The following is a 1,104-nucleotide window of genomic DNA, read 5'->3' on the forward strand; positions in this document are numbered from 1 at the left end:
TGAGAGTTTTGCGACATTTTACGAATCTATCCTGAAGAGAAGAAGCAGGAAGAGGATGTAGATCTTTTTTTAAGTACGATCACAGAACGATCCTGTCAAACGTGCTATAAGAAAAATAAATGCTGGGTGCAGAACTTTGATACAACCTATGAACTAATGAAACAAGTTATGCATGAATCTGATGAAAAAACGTATGAGCATAACCGAAAATTGAAAAAGAAATTTAGTCAGCACTGCTCGAAATCAAAACATGTCGAGGAATTGATTGAAGAGGAGATCGCTTACTATAAAGCCAACCAGACACTGAAGAAAAAAGTCCAAGACAGCAGACGTCTTGTGGCTGAACAGCTGATGGGGGTCTCGCAAGTGATGGAGGATTTTTCCCGGGAAATAAAACGAGAAAGAGAACAGCATTTTATTCAAGAAGAGCAGATGATAGAAGCGCTTCAGCACTTTGGTATTGAAATTCAGCAAGTAGAAATCTATAGCTTGGAACAGGGAAATGTCGATATTGAAATGAGAATCCCATATTGCCAAGGGCATGGGGAATGTGAAAAAATCATTGCTCCAATGCTTTCAGATATTTTAGAAGAACAGATTTTAGTCAAAGCAGAGCAGTGTGCAGAGCATCCAACAGGCTATTGTCATGTTGTGTTTGGTTCTGCTAAATCATATCGAGTGGCTACAGGCGTGGCACATGCAGCAAAAGGCGGAGGACTGGTATCTGGAGACAGCTACAGCATGATGGAGCTTGGTGCAGGCAAGTATGCCGCAGCTATTAGTGATGGAATGGGCAACGGAGCACGTGCTCATTTTGAAAGCAATGAGACGATTAAGCTGTTAGAAAAAATATTGGCGTCAGGTATCAATGAAAAAGTGGCGATTAAAACCATTAATAGTATTTTATCTTTACGAACGACGGACGAGATCTATTCAACATTGGATTTATCCATTATTGATTTACAGGATGCAAGCTGTAAGTTCCTCAAGATTGGTTCAACACCCAGCTTTATTAAACGGGGTGATCAGTGATGAAGGTACAAGCAAGCAACTTGCCTATTGGCATTATTGAATGAATTCGAAGTCGAGGTTGTGAGCGAACAG

The 1,104-nt window shown here is 40.5% G+C and carries 1 pseudogene; it reads left to right on the top strand.

The annotated features are described in order from the left end of the window. Positions 1–1,104 (top strand): annotated as a pseudogene (locus tag AOQ70_RS01740) (SpoIIE family protein phosphatase); the annotation flags it as partial.

Origin of the sequence: Bacillus sp. AM 13(2015) (assembly GCF_001518755.1) — a bacterium.
In the GTDB taxonomy this organism is placed as follows: Bacteria; Bacillota; Bacilli; order Bacillales; family Bacillaceae; genus Bacillus; species Bacillus safensis.